15 protein-coding genes are annotated in these 12,439 nt (G+C 69.3%); 12 read left to right on the top strand and 3 right to left on the bottom strand.

Annotated elements, in window-relative coordinates; genetic code table 11:
* The first annotated feature begins 42 nt into the window (after positions 1 to 42).
* Positions 43 to 1,233: an elongation factor Tu gene (gene tuf / locus ABD989_RS15735; protein ID WP_345314185.1), complete on the top strand. Its 1,191-nt coding sequence runs from the start codon at positions 43 to 45 to the stop codon at positions 1,231 to 1,233.
* A gap of 380 nt (positions 1,234 to 1,613) precedes the next feature.
* Here tuf and ABD989_RS15730 read toward each other — a convergent pair whose 3' ends face one another.
* Both ABD989_RS15730 and ABD989_RS15725 read right to left on the bottom strand, forming a co-directional pair.
* A complete protein-coding gene (locus ABD989_RS15730) occupies positions 1,614 to 2,099 on the bottom strand; it encodes a heme-binding beta-barrel domain-containing protein (protein ID WP_345314184.1) in 486 nt (161 codons plus the stop codon).
* 10 nt (positions 2,100 to 2,109) lie between these two features.
* Positions 2,110 to 2,772, bottom strand: coding sequence for a hypothetical protein (locus ABD989_RS15725; RefSeq protein ID WP_345314183.1), 663 nt, complete (start codon positions 2,770 to 2,772; stop codon positions 2,110 to 2,112).
* Positions 2,773 to 2,905: 133 nt separating this feature from the next.
* Between ABD989_RS15725 and ABD989_RS15720 the strand changes: the two genes are divergently transcribed.
* Both ABD989_RS15720 and ABD989_RS15715 read left to right on the top strand, forming a co-directional pair.
* Complete coding sequence (locus ABD989_RS15720) at positions 2,906 to 3,661, top strand: alpha/beta fold hydrolase (RefSeq protein WP_345314182.1); 756 nt, start codon at positions 2,906 to 2,908, stop codon at positions 3,659 to 3,661.
* Between the two features lie 506 nt (positions 3,662 to 4,167).
* Entirely contained in the window at positions 4,168 to 4,452 is a 285-nt protein-coding gene (locus ABD989_RS15715; protein WP_345314181.1) for a hypothetical protein, read from the top strand.
* A gap of 25 nt (positions 4,453 to 4,477) precedes the next feature.
* Here the strand turns inward: ABD989_RS15715 and ABD989_RS15710 are convergent, their stop codons facing one another.
* Positions 4,478 to 5,398, bottom strand: coding sequence for an oxygenase MpaB family protein (locus ABD989_RS15710; RefSeq protein WP_345314180.1), 921 nt, complete (start codon positions 5,396 to 5,398; stop codon positions 4,478 to 4,480).
* An 82-nt stretch (positions 5,399 to 5,480) separates the two neighbouring features.
* Between ABD989_RS15710 and ABD989_RS15705 the strand changes: the two genes are divergently transcribed.
* The 9 genes from ABD989_RS15705 to ABD989_RS15665 all read left to right on the top strand — a co-directional run bounded on the left by ABD989_RS15705 (position 5,481) and on the right by ABD989_RS15665 (position 12,191).
* The gene (locus tag ABD989_RS15705) at positions 5,481 to 6,518 is read left to right on the top strand and encodes an o-succinylbenzoate synthase (RefSeq protein ID WP_345314179.1); all 1,038 of its coding nucleotides are present in this window, start codon (positions 5,481 to 5,483) and stop codon (positions 6,516 to 6,518) included.
* 106 nt (positions 6,519 to 6,624) lie between these two features.
* Positions 6,625 to 7,965 carry a cytochrome P450 gene (locus ABD989_RS15700; RefSeq protein ID WP_345314178.1) on the top strand — a complete coding sequence of 447 codons (1,341 nt, stop codon included), beginning with the start codon at positions 6,625 to 6,627 and terminating at the stop codon, positions 7,963 to 7,965.
* Positions 7,965 to 8,555 (top strand): TetR/AcrR family transcriptional regulator, encoded by a 591-nt coding sequence (locus ABD989_RS15695; protein ID WP_345314177.1) that lies wholly within the window; start codon positions 7,965 to 7,967, stop codon positions 8,553 to 8,555. The genes ABD989_RS15700 and ABD989_RS15695 overlap by 1 nt, the downstream gene beginning before the upstream one ends.
* 32 nt (positions 8,556 to 8,587) lie before the next feature.
* Positions 8,588 to 9,460, top strand: coding sequence for an SDR family oxidoreductase (locus tag ABD989_RS15690; protein WP_345314176.1), 873 nt, complete (start codon positions 8,588 to 8,590; stop codon positions 9,458 to 9,460).
* Positions 9,461 to 9,491: 31 nt separating this feature from the next.
* Positions 9,492 to 10,076, top strand: coding sequence for a hypothetical protein (locus ABD989_RS15685; protein WP_345314175.1), 585 nt, complete (start codon positions 9,492 to 9,494; stop codon positions 10,074 to 10,076).
* Positions 10,073 to 10,609: a hypothetical protein gene (locus ABD989_RS15680; RefSeq protein WP_345314174.1), complete on the top strand. Its 537-nt coding sequence runs from the start codon at positions 10,073 to 10,075 to the stop codon at positions 10,607 to 10,609. The genes ABD989_RS15685 and ABD989_RS15680 overlap by 4 nt, the downstream gene beginning before the upstream one ends.
* A complete protein-coding gene (locus ABD989_RS15675; RefSeq protein ID WP_345314173.1) occupies positions 10,606 to 11,247 on the top strand; it encodes a hypothetical protein in 642 nt (213 codons plus the stop codon). The genes ABD989_RS15680 and ABD989_RS15675 overlap by 4 nt, the downstream gene beginning before the upstream one ends.
* On the top strand, positions 11,244 to 11,768 hold the full coding sequence (locus tag ABD989_RS15670; RefSeq protein WP_345314172.1) for a hypothetical protein: 525 nt from the start codon (positions 11,244 to 11,246) through the stop codon (positions 11,766 to 11,768). The genes ABD989_RS15675 and ABD989_RS15670 overlap by 4 nt, the downstream gene beginning before the upstream one ends.
* Before the next feature lie 39 nt (positions 11,769 to 11,807).
* The gene (locus tag ABD989_RS15665; protein WP_345314171.1) at positions 11,808 to 12,191 is read left to right on the top strand and encodes a DoxX family protein; all 384 of its coding nucleotides are present in this window, start codon (positions 11,808 to 11,810) and stop codon (positions 12,189 to 12,191) included.
* The last annotated feature ends 248 nt before the right edge of the window (positions 12,192 to 12,439 follow it).

Raw genomic sequence — 12,439 nt, 5'->3', positions numbered from 1 at the left:
TGCCGGGATCGCCTCGGCAGACCAGAGTCCAGGAGGACACAAGTGGCGAAGGCGAAGTTCGAGCGGACCAAGCCGCACGTGAACATCGGCACCATCGGTCACGTCGACCACGGCAAGACCACCACGACGGCGGCCATCACCAAGGTGCTGGCTGACCAGTACCCCGACCTGAACGAGAGCTTCGCTTTCGATCAGATCGACAAGGCGCCGGAGGAGAAGGCTCGTGGTATCACGATCAACATCTCCCACGTCGAGTACCAGACCGAGAAGCGTCACTACGCTCACGTGGACGCCCCCGGTCACGCCGACTACATCAAGAACATGATCACCGGCGCTGCCCAGATGGACGGCGCGATCCTGGTCGTGGCGGCTACCGACGGCCCGATGCCGCAGACCCGCGAGCACGTGCTGCTCGCTCGCCAGGTCGGCGTGCCCTACATCCTGGTCGCCCTCAACAAGGCCGATATGGTCGACGATGAGGAGATCATGGAGCTCGTCGAGATGGAGGTCCGCGAACTGCTGGCCGCCCAGGAATTCGACGAGGATGCCCCGGTCGTGCCGATCTCGGCACTGAAGGCACTCGAGGGTGACCCCAAGTGGGTCGAGTCGGTCCAGAAGCTGATGGCTGCTGTCGACGAGTCGGTGCCGGACCCCGTCCGCGAGACCGAGAAGCCCTTCCTGATGCCCGTCGAGGACGTCTTCACCATCACCGGCCGCGGCACCGTGGTCACCGGTCGTGTGGAGCGCGGCGAGGTCAACGTGAACGAGGAAGTCGAGATCGTGGGTATCCGCGAGGGCTCGACCAAGACCATCGTCACGGGCATCGAGATGTTCCACAAGCTGCTCGACTCGGCACAGGCGGGCGACAACGCCGGTCTGCTGCTGCGCGGCCTCAAGCGTGAGGACGTCGAGCGCGGTCAGGTCATCGTGAAGCCGGGCACCACCACCCCGCACACGGAGTTCGAGGGCCAGGCGTACATCCTGTCGAAGGACGAGGGTGGCCGTCACACCCCGTTCTTCAACAACTACCGTCCGCAGTTCTACTTCCGTACCACGGACGTGACCGGCGTCGTGACCCTCCCCGAGGGCACCGAGATGGTCATGCCGGGTGACAACACCGAGATGAGCGTCAAGCTGATCCAGCCGGTCGCCATGGACGAGGGCCTGCGCTTCGCTATCCGCGAGGGTGGCCGCACCGTCGGTGCCGGCCGCGTCACCAAGATCGTCAAGTAATCATTGCTTGAGATCTTGACCACCTAGGTCGACGAAACGCCCGCTCCACTTCGGTGGGGCGGGCGTTTTGCATCGGTCGGCGATCGCGGTCGCGGAGTTCAGGGTGCGAGCACTTCGATGAGTGCGACGAAGGACGCGAGGCGGGGCGCAGAGCCGCCGCGTGGCCGCGATGCCGGTGACGTGGGCGAGGGCCGCGGTGATCAGGGCCAGCAGTGGCGGCGACCCACCAGGGAACGGCACGGCCGCCGAGTTCGACGTCGCGGAAGTCGACGGCGATCGGCAGCACCCCGACCAGGCCGCCCACCGCGAGACCGGTCGCGGCGGCGAGCAGACCGCCGGTGGCCAGGGCGAGTCCCGGCAAGGAATCGCGCACAAGTGGATCAGTCGGCGGCGCGCTGCAACGCCGCGCGCAGATGATGGGTCATCGGCACGTCGGCGAAGGACATCCACATGTCGTAGGAGAGGGTGTCGCCGTCGAGCACGAAGCGACGCCGCACCGCGTGCACGTCCTTCGCGTCGGGGGAGGCGCCGAGGGTCACCTCGGTGAAGTCGAGGACGCCGTCGACCAGGGCGGCGCGCTGGATCTCGACGAAACCGGTGGGCTGGGCGATCAGCAGTTCGACCAAGTCGCCGGCCGGGCGCAGGTAGCCGGTCTCGGTGTGCAACGGACGGCCGTCGTCGCCGGCCTTGGTGCGTGAGCGGTAGAACAGGAAGGGCTTGCCCGGCACCGGGGAGAGTTCGATCTCCTCGGTGTACGTGAAGTCGTCGATGGTCGGGTAGTGGCCTTCACCGGCGCCGCGCCAGACGCCGGCGAAGGCGGCGAGCGGGTCGGTGGGCGAGGGTGCGGACTGCGTGGGCTGGGACATGCCCCTGACGTTAGCGACTGCCACGGATGAAGGCGGAGTCAACGGTGTAGCGGCCCCGCGGCGTGTTGCCGGTGTTGTAGTGCAGGTTGTCCGGGCGCCACCAGAACGGCAGCGACTCGTGGACGCGTTCCCAGTGATTCACGTCGAGGTTGCGCCACCGGGCGCGGGCACGGTCGAGTTCGACGGTCATCTGGAACAGGGTGTGCCGCGACCACCGGCCGGTGAGGTGGCCGCTGGTGCTGGTGACCCAGTCGACCGTGTGCTCGCGACCGACGGCGGTCATCAGGGCGTCGATCGACTGGCGCAGGATGCGGCGGTCGCCGCGGGTGCGCATGGCGTCGTTGCCGCCGATGGCGATGACGAAGCAGTCGGCGCCGGCCCGCTTGGCATGCCCGACGGCCTCGATGGCGCTGCCGTGGCGCTTGTCGGTGCCGAAGCCGGGGCGATGCACCGTGCGGCCGCTGGAGGTGCTCACGAAGTAGGGGACGCCCCGGCGCTGCAGCTCGTTGATGATCACCTGCCGTGCACCGATCTTGCGTTCGCTCTTGCTGTCGCCGATCACGGCTATCTTGGTGCACCGGGTGCGGGCGTCGGCGGGAGCGGGCGTGATCACGGCGAGCAGACCGGCGGCGACGGCGGTGACGAGCAGGACGAGGACGACTCTGGAGGACATGCGAGAGCTTTCGTTCGGTATCGGCGGCATGCTCCGATGGCAAGGAAAGCACCATATCGAATGCCTCCGGGGGTACTCCGAACGGGCGACAGCGCTGTCGCCGCCGGCGGGCTCGAGGAATAGGGTGGTCGTCGTGCGTGTACTCGGTGGAAACGGCAGCGGCCCCGACCTCGCGGTGCAGATCGCCGGGCGGAACCCCGGGTCGACGGAGCCGCCGGTGCTCCTGGTGCACGGGATGGGCGGCGACCACACCACGTGGCGGCGACTATCGGGTGCCCTGACCGCCGCCGGGCGGGAGGTGATCGCGGTGGACCTGCGCGGGCACGGCCGCAGCGGCCGCGCGCAGCGGTATCGGCTCAACGACTTCCGGGACGACCTGGCCGCCGTGCTGGACAGCCTCGACCTGGACCGGGTGGACGTGGTGGGCCACTCCCTCGGTGCGCATTCGGCGCTGCGGTTGGCGATGGCCCAACCCGATCGTGTGCGGCGCCTGCTGGTGGAGGAGCCGCCACCGATGCCCCGCGATGCCGCGGACCTGGCCGAAGCCATCACCCCCACCTCGACGCTCGCGGAGCGCGTGCGCGGACTCGCGATGCTGGCCGCCGACCCGCGGCCGTTCCTCCGGTTCGACCGCAGCATGCCCGAGGTAGTCGGCGTGCAGTTCGAGCAGGCGGATCCGCACTGGTGGGACGGGCTGCAGGCGGTGCTCGCGCCGACCTTGGTGATCTCCGGCGGCGACCGCAGCTTCCTGCCGCCGCGCCACCTGCGCAGCCTGTCGGAGGCGCTGCCCCGCGGTGAGTTCGCCACCATCGACGCCGGCCACAGCGTCCACCGCGACCGACCGCGCGAGTTCCTGGCCGCCGCCACCGCATATCTGACCGCCCCCTGACCCCTGCCCGGCGACATCTGCGGCGGGCGCCGCGAGACTGTTGCGCTTGGTGTGCTGTGACCATCAAGTGCGTCGGTTTCGCGGCGCGGGGAACTGGGCGGGTGGCTGCTGCGTCTACAGCACATGGGGGAGAGCGGAGAACTGGCGCGGATCTTTGCCGACCAGGACGGGGTGATCATCACGGCGCAGGCGCTGGGGTGCGATCTGACGCGGAGCGAGATCCACGGGCGGGTGGCGCGCGAGGAGTGGCAGCCGGTGGCGCGGGGTGTATCGGCTGCAGTCACACGCCTACACCGAACGCGCGATGGTGCGTGCGGCGGCGCTGGCGTGGCGGGGCGTGCTCGACCGCACCACGGCCGCGTGGTGGCACGGACTGCTCGAGGACCTGCCGCAGCCGCTGACCCTGTCGGTGCCCCACGCTGTCCGGGAAGACCCGTGGGAACACGGTGCCGCGGACGTGGTGCGGCCGCCGCTTCTGCGTCGAAGACCTGACCCAGGTACGCGGCGTGGACGTCACCGCGAAGGAACTGACGGTGCTCGGGTGCGCGGGACTGGTCGAGTATCAGTCACGCTTCCTCGACCGCGTGCTGCAGCGAGGCGAGGTGACGTTGACCGGGCTGCAGGCCTGCCTGGAGCGCAATCCCCGTGCACGGGGCATGGCGCTGGCGCGGAAGCTGGTGGCGGTCCTGGATTCGGACACCGAGTCGGCGGCCGAGCGACTCTTCATCGAGCTGTTGCGCGCCGAGACCCTGACGGCGGTGCTCGCCGACCGCGCCCTGGCGGCGGGATGACGCCGGGCGACGAACGGCGAGAAGATCAGGCCGGCTTGTTGTGCAGCGGTCGGGGATCGATGCCGGCGCGGGCCCAGCCCTCGTAGGCCCACGGCACGTACAGGACGCGCACCGGCAGCTTGTTGACCACCGGGTTCACCGCCCGCATGAACTTCGCGAAGCGGTCGTAGCGGCGCTGCTTGCGGTCGTCCCACGGCAGCTCGCACACCGCGCGCATCTCGGGCGGCAGGGTGCCGGTGATGACGGTCTGCAGGAAGCCGTTGAGCGGGCGGGCGGCCACGCGCCACAGCGGCGCGGGCAGCCAGGCCGGGCCGGGCACGCCCTTCCGGAGATAGCCGGTCGCGTAGACGATGGTCCGCGTGGGCACGAACTTCTCGCACATCGACTGCCAGTAGTCGCAGAACTCCTCATAGGTCTGCGGCTGGCTGCGCGGGCTCACCCCGTACAGCTGGTACCAGACCTTGCTCTCCTCGAAGATCTGGACCTTCTCCTCGTACGACAGCCGCCGGACGAACGTGTCGGTCATGGTCAGGACCTGATCGACGAACGTCGCATGCGCCCAGTAGAAGAGCTCGGGGTTGAGCGCGTGATAGCGGGAGCCGTCGGCGATGGTGCCCTTGATGTCCCGGTGGAAATCGCGCACCCGCCGCCCCCAGCGCTGCGGCTCGTCCGAGTACACGGTCCGCATCACCGGCGGCCCGGTGCGTCGCGCCCGACCGAGGAAGTCGCTGAAGATGATCGAGTGGTCCTCCACGCCCTGGGCGAGCTGCTCGATGCAGTTCTCCGTCCCGGCGAGACGCTGAAATCCCAGGATCATGCGTACGTCGCCCGCGTACTTCCAGAGTAGGGAGTCGGACCCGAGGCGTAGGGGCAGTGCGTCGAGGTCGTCCTCGTCGACGATGCCGGGTTCGGCCTCGCGGACACCGGTGGAGAAGTCGGTCGTCATGGGGACAGCTTACTCAAGTTAGACACAAATGGAAGAACTTGTGTCTAACTGGCCGAGGAGGTGGCCGCAGTAGGCTCGGGACATGGTCTATCAGCCCGGCAACAACAATCCGTTCGCGATCCCGAGCAAGCACGGCGAGATGCCGACCTTCGTGGTGCGGGCCAGCAAGCCTCAGCTGCCGCCCGTGGACGTGATCCTGGAGACCGCCGAGGTGGTGTCGCTGCCGATGCGCACGCGGTTCCGCGGTATCGCGGTGCGCGAGGCGATGATCTTCCGCGGTCTCAAGGGCTGGGGCGAGTTCTCGCCGTTCCTCGAGTACGACGACGTCGAGTCGGCCAACTGGCTCGCGGCCGGCATCGAGGCGGCGTGGCAGGGGCCGCCGCCGGCTGTGCGCGACACCGTGCCGGTCAACGCGACCGTGCCGGCGGTGCCGGCCAGCGAGGTCGCCGAGATCTTGGCCCGCTTCCCGGGGGCGACGACGGCCAAGGTGAAGGTCGCCGAAGCCGGGCAGACCCTGCACGACGACGTCGAGCGGGTCGCCGCCGTCCGGGAGCTGATTCCGCGCGTGCGGATCGACGCCAACGGCGCGTGGGACGTCCCGACCGCGCTCGAGGCGATCAGCGCAATCGGCGACGTCGAATACGTGGAGCAGCCGTGCGCGAGCATCAAGGAGCTCGCCGCGGTCCGACGCGTGGTCGACGTGCCGATCGCGGCCGACGAGTCGATCCGCCGCGCCGAGGACCCGCTGCTGGTGGCCCGCGCCGAGGCGGCCGACATCGCGGTCCTCAAGGTGGCCCCGCTCGGCGGCATGCGCAAGGTCCTCGCGCTGAACACCGCCCTCAAGATGGACGTGGTGATCTCCAGCGCCCTCGACACCGCCGTCGGCATGGCGGCCTCGGTGGCGACCGCGGCCGCGCTCCCCATGCTCGACCATGCCTGCGGGTTGGGCACCGGCGCGCTCCTGGAACGCGACGTGGCGCCGTCGTTCGTCCCGCGCCGCGGCGCGGTGAGTCTGCGACTGGTGACGCCCGACGACGACCTGCCGCTGGCCGCGCCGGACCGAGTCGCCTGGTGGGAGGCGCGGCTGCGCCGTTGCCACGCCATCCTCATGGCCCGCTGACCGGCCCGGGAAACACGCGGAAATCGGACGGACCCTAGAAACAAAACTAAATATCTGTTCCAATGGAGTGAGCTGCGGCACTCGCGGCACGACTTCAGGAGGAACCATGGCCATGCCCGTGCTCGCTCAGCCGGAAGTCGGCAGCGACCTGCGTCCCGTCCCGGTCAGCACCCGTAACGGGCTGCTCGAGATCCTCACCATGCGTCGCGATCCGTTCGACTTCTCGCAGAAGCGGCTGGAACAGTACGGCGAGGTCTTCGCCATGAGTGCGCTCGGCACGCGATTCGTCACCGCCCACGGCGCGGAGGCGGCCAACGAGATCCTGATGAACAAGGACCGCGCCTTCGCCAACGCCCCGGCCTGGAGCTACTTCATCGGCCCGTTCTTCAACCGCGGCATCATGCTGCTCGACTTCGACGAGCACCGTCACCACCGGCACATTCTGCAGCAGGCGTTCGCGCCGAAGGTGCTCAAGGGCTACTTCGACGAGATGCAGCCGGTGATCGTCGACCGCGTCGCGAAGTTCCCCACCGGCGAGGTGAAGCTGTTCGAGGAGTTCAAGGAGCTCACCCTCGACATCGCGTTGGAGATCTTCCTCGGTCTGGAACTGAGCAAGCCCGAAGCCGACCGCCTCAACAAGGCGTTCATCGAGACCGTCCGCGCCGGCGTCGCCCTGGTGCGCAAGCCGGTGCCCGGCGGCCGATGGTGGAAGGGTCTGCGCTCGCGCAAGATCCTGGAGGAGTTCTTCTACAAGCACATCCCGGCCAAGCGGGCGACGGCCACACCCGACCTGTTCTCGGTGCTGTGCCATGCCGAGGGCGACGACGGCGAGCGATTCACCGACGAGGACGTGGTGAACCACATGATCTTCGTGCTGATGGCCGCCCACGACACGACGACCATCACCATGACCCAGATGGCCTACCGAATGGCCGAGCACCCGGAGTGGCAGGCCCAGGCGCGCGCCCAGTCGATGGAGCTGAACGCCGAGCTGACCTACGACGACCTGGCCGGAATGACCATGATCGACTCCATCATGAAGGAGTCGCTGCGGATGTGTCCGCCGGTGCCCGCGCAGCCGCGCATGGCGATCAAAGACACGCAGATCAGTGGACACTTCATTCCGGCCAACACCATGGTCACCATCCCGCAGCTCGCGAATCACCGGGACCCGCGCTACTTCACCGATCCCGACGTCTTCGATCCGACCCGCTTCGGACCCGACCGCGCGGAGGACAAGGGACACCGCATGGCGTGGATGCCGTTCGGCGGCGGCGTGCACAAGTGCATCGGTCTGTACTTCGGTCAGATGGAGATCAAGACGATCATGCACAACCTGCTGCGCGACTACGAATGGTCCGTGCCCGCGGGCTACCGTCTCCCCATGGACTACAGCGCGTTGCCGGTGCCGAAGGACAAACTTCCCGTGACGTTGGTTCGACGCTGATGGCGGCTGCGCGCAAAACCCGCGTCACCACCACCCCGGAGGAACAGGAGACGGCGATCCTCGCCGCCGCTGCGGCCGAGTTCACCGCGGTCGGTCTGCGCGCCGCGAACATGGATCAGGTGGCCAAGGCCGCGGGGGTCAGCCGATCGACGCTGTACCGGCGCTTCCCGAGCAAGGACAACCTGGTGATCGCGCTCGCGAACGCCACCTTCGAGCGCGGCATGGCCGAGTTGGAGGAGGCGGTGGCCGGGCAGAGTCCGGCCGACGCCGTGGTCGAGGCGTTCGTCACCGGCGCCACGCTGATCGACACCGATCCGCTGCTGCACCGCATGGTGATCGAGGACGAGGAGATCCGGAGTCTCACGTCGTCGATCACCTCGCTGTTCATCGACATGGTGATCGAGCGGGTCGCCGGCGCGCTCCGCACCTGCGGCGCCACCATGCCCGACGATCAACTGCGCCGCGCGGTGGACATCCATGTGCGCCTGGTGATCTCGTACCTGGAGGTTCCCGCCTCCGACGACTCACTGCGCACGCCCGAAGCTGTGCGCAGCTTCGCCGCCACCTTCCTGGCGCCGATGGTCTACTGACCCACAACTCTTCGCACGCGAGGGAGCAAGCGATGCTGTCCATTCTTCTGTCGTCCCGTCGTGCCCGCGCCGATCGTCGTCTCGCCGACGTCCGGAAAGCGTTGGCGGGCAAGGTCATCGCCGTCACCGGCGGTGCGCGCGGGATCGGCTTCGAGACCGCGACGCAGTTACTCGCGGCCGGAGCGCACGTGGTGCTCGGCGACATCGACGCCGACGCGGTCGGCAAGGCCGCCGCCGATCTGGGCGTGGAGGGCATCGAGTTGGACGTGACCGACGCCTCGTCGTTCACGGCCTTCCTCGACGAGATCGAACGACGCGTCGGACCGCTCGACGTGCTGGTGAACAACGCCGGGATCATGCCGGTGGGCTCCTTCCTCGACTACAGCGAGGCGCTGATCCGGCGCACGGTGGAGATCGACCTGATCGGCGTGATGCTGGGCAGCCAGGCCGCGGCGCGCCGCATGATCGACGGCCGCGGCGGACAGATCGTGAACATCGCCTCCGTCGCCGGGCGACTGCCGAATCCCGGCCTCACCGTCTACAACGGCGCCAAGGCCGCGGTCATCGAGTTCTCCGAGGCGCTCGACGCCGAACTCGCGCCGCGCGGCGTACGCGTCAGCACCGTGCTGCCCACCTTCACCACCACCGGGCTGATCGACGGACTCGAGACCAACTCCATGGTCGCCGCGGTCGGGCCCGAGCAGGTCGCCGCCCGCGTGGTGGAGGTGATCGCGCACCCGCGCGTCCGCGTCACCGCGCCGCGGTCGATGGGCTGGGTGGGCGTCAACACGATCCTTCCGCACCCGGTCAAGCAGGCGCTGCGGCGACTGATCAAGACCGACACCATCTTCCTGAACCCCGATCACGACGCGCGCTCGGACTACAACACGCGCATCGGCCAGTAGACGGTCACCGCGCCCCGCGTAGGGTCGAGCCGTGGCAAGAGGTTCGGATCCGGCGGTGACGCGATGGCGGGCGGCGCGCGCTGCCCGCAAGCAGGCGTATGCGCGACTGGCGGAGGCGGAAGTCGACGCCGGTGTGCGCGAAGGGCTGACGCGCAGCGTCCGGCTCACCCTCGCGGTGGTCGCCGTGCTCGCGGTGGTGCTGGCCGGGCTCGCGGTGTGGCAGGCGCAGGAGCGGGGAAACGGGTACAGCGACGCTGAGCTCGTCGACGCCGCGACCGCACGCGTGCAGGTGCTGCTGACCGCCGACGCCGACAACGAGAATCGGGTCCGCCAGATCCTGGCCGGCGCGACCGGCGAGTTCTACGACGAGTTCTCCCGATCGGTGGAGGCCTACAGCGAGTTCGTGCGGGAGCAGGGCAGCGACGGCCGCGCCTGGGTCGACGGCGCGGGCCTGGTGGGTCGCAGCGGCGACCGCGGCGTGGTCCTGGTGGCCGCCGCCGTCGCGGTCAAAGCCGACGGCAGCTCGGGCAAGATCCGGCGCCAATTGCGCTTGCGGGTCGTCGTCGAACCGGACGACGGCCGGCTCAAACTGTCGGGGGTGGCCTTCCTGCCATGACCGAACGTACAGAAAGCCCGAGGAAGCAGAAGCTGATCGACCGCCTCGAGGCGCCGCTGAGCCCGCGGGCCGCTGTGGTGCGCGGCCTCGTCACCGTGCTGCTGTTCGCTGCCGCGGCGACCGCGTTCGGCGTGGCCGAGGAGCGGCGGGAACCGGTCGTCGAACGCGTCGACACCACCGCGCAGCTGCAGGAGCAGGCCGGTCGGATCGTTGCCGACGTGTTCTCCGCGCGGGCCGCCAGCTGGGAGCAGGACCGGGCGCACGCGCGCACCCTCATCACGCCGTCGTTGGCCGCCTCGGTGGCCACCGCGCTGTCGGCGCAGCCGCCGGCGGGTACGCGGTCGGTGCGCTGGGAGCCGCGACAGGTGGGCGTGGTCGACGCGCACGAGGACTCCGGGACCGCGCTGGTGGTGGTCGACGTGGTGGTGACCTCGGATCGCGGGGAGCCCACGGTGCGCACCAAGTCGGTGAACGCCGAGTTCCGGCGCTCCGGCGATCGCTGGCTGTTGAACGGATTGGACGAGTTGCAGTGACGGGCACGACGGAGAAGGTGACGGGGGAGAATGCGACGCGGGAGCAGAGCAAACGGCTCACCGCCGCGCGGGAGGCCTATGCCGCGGCCGAGCGTGCCGAGCGGGAGGCGCGGATCGAGGCGGCGCCGGGGTTGCGGCGTGCGGCCCGACGTCGTCGCGCCGGGCTGCGGCTGATGATGATCGCGGCCCTCGTGGTGGCCGTCGCCCTCGTCGCGGCCGCCGGGTGGGCAACGGTCGATCGTGCCTCGGCGCAGGAGACGCTGGATCGGGACGCGGCCGCGCGCACCGGTGCGACCGAGGCCATCGAGGTGATGCTGTCAGCCGATCCGCGGGCTGCCGACGAATACGTGGACCAGGTGCTCGCGGTGAGCACCGGTGCTCAGCACGAACGGCTCTCGAAGGCGCGCGACGACCTGCGCGCCGCCGTCGCCGGCTTGGGTGCGCCCAGCACCGGACGGGTGATCTCGGCCGGCGTACAGACCGAATCCGGGGACACCGTCCCGGTGCTGGTGGTGGCGCAGGCGACCGCACCGGAACTGGTCGGCGGCGCCCCCGGAACCGATCGCGTCGCGGTGCGCGTGCTGATGACCCGCTCCGGCGACCGGTGGCTGGTGCAGGACACGGAGCGGGCCGCATGATCGCCCGTCGACTCACCGTGCCCGCGGATCGTCGTTTCGTGGCGATCTGGGCCGTGGTGACCAGCGTGGCGGTGATCGTGGCCGTGGTGGCCGGCGTCCTCGCGTGGCGCGGCACCTCGGTCGACGACGACGACGATGCCGCCGCACCGATCCGTCAGGCCGCGGCGATCGCCGTCACCGACCTGATGAACTTCCGTCCCGATGACGACGCGGCCGACCGTGCACGCGTGGCCGAACGGCTGACCGGTGCGCTGGCCGCGGACTATCTGACGCGCGGACCGGACGTGGTGTTCCCCGCCGCCACCACTTCGCGCGTGGAGATGGCGGCGGTGGTCCTCGACGTCGGCGTCGCCGAGTGGACCGGCAGCCGGGCGCGGGTGCTGGTCTTCGTCGATCAGTCGATCGCCCTGCAGGGTGCGCCCGGTGAGCCGGAGCGGATCGGCGTCGCGCGTTGGGCGACGATGACCGCCGAGGGCGGCCGCTGGCTGTTGGCGCGCTTGGAGCCGGTGTCGCCACAATAAGGTTGAGCCAGTAGGGCCAACCGTCAGTAGACTCGTCCCATGCTGATTGATCGGATGGCGAAAGCGCTCTCGGGACTGCTGATCTTCATGGGCGTGCTGCACTTCGTGGCACCCAAGCCGTTCGACGGGATCATCCCGAAGGAGATCCCCGGAGATCCGCGGCAGCTGACCTATGCGTCGGGCGCGGCGGAGATCGGCATCGGCGCGGCACTGCTGCCGCCGCGTACCCGGCGCGGGGCCGCGGCGGCGGCTGCCGCGCTGATGATCGCGGTGTTCCCGGCGAACCTCAACACGGTGCGCCTGGTGGTGGACGCCGGCCCGGCCGTCAAGACCCTCGCCTGGGCGCGGCTGCCACTGCAGCTCCCGCTGATCGCCGCCGCCGTCGCGGTCTGGCGCAAGAGTCCGCGAGTGCGCAACGACTGACTAGATGTCGCGTTGCCGGAGGCGACTAGATGTCCGTTGCCGAAGGCGACTAGATGTCCGTTGCCGAAGGCGACTAGATGTCCGTTGCCGAAGGCGACTAGATGTCCGTTGCCGAAGGCGACTAGGGCGTGTTGATCAAGAGGTTTCGCGCTGTCGTGGGCGAGTCTTGAACGGTGACGCGACAGGAGATCTCTGACGAGGTGTGGTCTGTGATGGAGCCGTTGATGCCGACGGTGTCTGGCCGGTCG

It is taken from the genome of Gordonia alkaliphila (assembly GCF_039542465.1).
GTDB lineage: Bacteria > Actinomycetota > Actinomycetes > Mycobacteriales > Mycobacteriaceae > Gordonia > Gordonia alkaliphila.
Note: the sequence above shows the minus strand (reverse complement) of the source record. Positions and strands in the feature narration are given on the sequence as shown.

What these genes read in the sequence shown, in the direction of transcription:
- ABD989_RS15730 (WP_345314184.1), bottom strand. Translation starts at nt 2,099, where the DNA reads ATGTCCCAGCCCACGCAGTCCGCACCCTCGCCCACCGACCCGCTCGCC.
- ABD989_RS15725 (WP_345314183.1), bottom strand. Translation starts at nt 2,772, where the DNA reads ATGTCCTCCAGAGTCGTCCTCGTCCTGCTCGTCACCGCCGTCGCCGCC.
- ABD989_RS15710 (WP_345314180.1), bottom strand. Translation starts at nt 5,398, where the DNA reads ATGACGACCGACTTCTCCACCGGTGTCCGCGAGGCCGAACCCGGCATC.
- ABD989_RS15705 (WP_345314179.1), top strand. Translation starts at nt 5,481, where the DNA reads ATGGTCTATCAGCCCGGCAACAACAATCCGTTCGCGATCCCGAGCAAG.
- ABD989_RS15700 (WP_345314178.1), top strand. Translation starts at nt 6,625, where the DNA reads ATGGCCATGCCCGTGCTCGCTCAGCCGGAAGTCGGCAGCGACCTGCGT.
- ABD989_RS15695 (WP_345314177.1), top strand. Translation starts at nt 7,965, where the DNA reads ATGGCGGCTGCGCGCAAAACCCGCGTCACCACCACCCCGGAGGAACAG.
- ABD989_RS15690 (WP_345314176.1), top strand. Translation starts at nt 8,588, where the DNA reads ATGCTGTCCATTCTTCTGTCGTCCCGTCGTGCCCGCGCCGATCGTCGT.
- ABD989_RS15680 (WP_345314174.1), top strand. Translation starts at nt 10,073, where the DNA reads ATGACCGAACGTACAGAAAGCCCGAGGAAGCAGAAGCTGATCGACCGC.
- ABD989_RS15670 (WP_345314172.1), top strand. Translation starts at nt 11,244, where the DNA reads ATGATCGCCCGTCGACTCACCGTGCCCGCGGATCGTCGTTTCGTGGCG.
- ABD989_RS15665 (WP_345314171.1), top strand. Translation starts at nt 11,808, where the DNA reads ATGCTGATTGATCGGATGGCGAAAGCGCTCTCGGGACTGCTGATCTTC.